General features: G+C 60.9%; 1 protein-coding gene and 1 pseudogene. One reads left to right on the top strand and one right to left on the bottom strand.

The window, feature by feature from the left end; genetic code table 11:
• A partial coding sequence (locus ACZIRK_RS45005) for a transposase domain-containing protein (RefSeq protein ID WP_474419817.1) occupies positions 1-359 on the top strand: 359 nt, incomplete at its 5' end.
• A 155-nt stretch (positions 360-514) separates the two neighbouring features.
• On the opposite strand, the pseudogene ACZIRK_RS45000 reads toward ACZIRK_RS45005, so the two are convergent.
• A pseudogene (locus ACZIRK_RS45000) lies at positions 515-1,668 on the bottom strand (IS701 family transposase).
• Positions 1,669-1,963 lie beyond the last annotated feature (295 nt).

Genomic DNA, 1,963 nt, shown 5'->3' with positions numbered 1-1,963 from the left:
GTGTGCATCGGCCTGCCCGCACTTCGTGCTCCCGGTGCCTCTGTCCCGATGGTCGCACCATACGCCACGATGTAGAACACCGCAGCGGAACGTTGGCACCGAGACATCTCATACCGGTTACCAACCCGGTCGAAAATCAGATCAGGCCGCTGGTGCTGACGCGCAAAAATTCGTTGTTTGCAGGTCACGACGAAGGCGGACGTTCATGGGCGCGCATAGCTTCGCTCATCGCTACTTGCAAGATCAACAACGTCGAGCCCTACGCCTGGATGAAGGCGACGCTCGAAGCGATCGCGGCCGGACACCCACAGGCGCGGATCGACGAACTCATGCCCTGGTCGTTCGGCCGAACCCCGTAATCCTCTGTTGCCCCTCCACACGCGACTTCAACGATTTGCAACGCGTTGATCAACAGATTGCAATCCGTTGCGCCAACGCGTTGCAATCCGTCCCTCCAAATCTTTGCGAATGGGACATAGACGTCGCTTACGGATTTCCTGGATCGACCAGCGGATCAGGAACGATGTTTGGTGCGCCGGCGTCGCGTTTTTTTGAGTGCTGGCTCAGCATTGGCCCGATGACGGATGACGGCCATCATGGCGAAGGCCAGCATGACGAGTGACACATGGCGATGCCAGCCATGCCAGGAGCGGCTTTCGTTGTGATCAAGGCCGAGCTCGTTCTTGGCGGTTTCGAAGCTGTCCTCAATGGCCCAGCGATGGCCTTCCACCGATACCAGCTTCTGCATGGACGTGCCCTTGGGGCACCATGTGGAGAAGAAGGCCAAGCTGCCGTCGGCAATGTTGCGGCGGATCAGAAGACCCCGCGTCCATTCCCCGGCAAGGGCGTCGTTGTAGTCACTGGCGTCAAGATCGGCCAGCTCAAGAGAGGCCCAGGCGTGCCAGCGCGGACCTTTGGTCCCTTCGCCGGCGGCAGGCGGCGCCAGGCTTTCTTGGGAAGGCTCTGCGCGATCTCGGAGGCGGTGCCGGCGACAGGCCGCGGCTTGCCCCAGGAACGGAACACATGATTGGACGCAACACCCAGAACGTAGCCTTTGCCCGCCTTGCGCAGCAGGGATTCGATCTCAACCGTGCCATACACGCTGTCCGCCGCCACGAACGAGAATGGCACCTTGGCGGCGATCGCACGAGCGATCATTCGACGCGCGATCTTGGGCTTCGTGGCAAAGCCCACATCGCTCGGGACGTGCGCGGCCCTCAGGCGAACGGGTTCGTCCGTCCATTCCTTTGGCAGGTAGAGTGCCCGATCGATGAAGGCATGGCCATGCCGCGACACGTAGGAGGCGAACACTCCGATCTGGCAATTGGTGATCTTGCCCGCCGAGCCAGTGTACTGGCGCGCGACCCCGCACGAGGCCTTGCCCTGTTTTAAAAACCCGGTCTCATCGATGATCAGAACCGCGTCCTCATCGGCCAGCGTTTCCAGCGCGTACTCACGGACAATATCGCGCAGCGCGTCGGCATCCCACTGCCCCCGGCCCAGGATCGCCTGCTGGCGCCACGGGCCTGGATCGCCGGCTGCTTCCGCCCGCATCCAACCCGTCTTGCGCGGCTCGTTGCCCAACAGTCCGTCGAGAAACTGCCCCGCCGAGGCCGCGACCCGCTCCTGCGTAAACAGCCGACGGATGCGTTGCTTTACATCTCGCAACGACGAAGCCCGCGCTCCTGATCTCTTTCTATCACGCTGCCAGAGACTCTGTCTGCTGCTGTTGCTGTGATGGGGTGGACGCCCCTCGACGGCATCGATGTGCCAAAGTGAAGGGTGTTGAACCGTCACAGAGAGGAAGCGTCCGTGAACAAAGTTAGCACTATTGGACTAGCATTACAGTTGTTTTTTTAGTGGGTTTCTGAATCCATGGGCAACCATGATTCGAAGATCGTGGACGCAGGCAGCGTCGATTGAGGAGACGCTTGCGTTGTGGGCGGCGTCGCTTCGGGAGATC

This window comes from Bradyrhizobium sp. Leo114, assembly GCF_055229415.2.
Note: the sequence above shows the minus strand (reverse complement) of the source record. Positions and strands in the feature narration are given on the sequence as shown.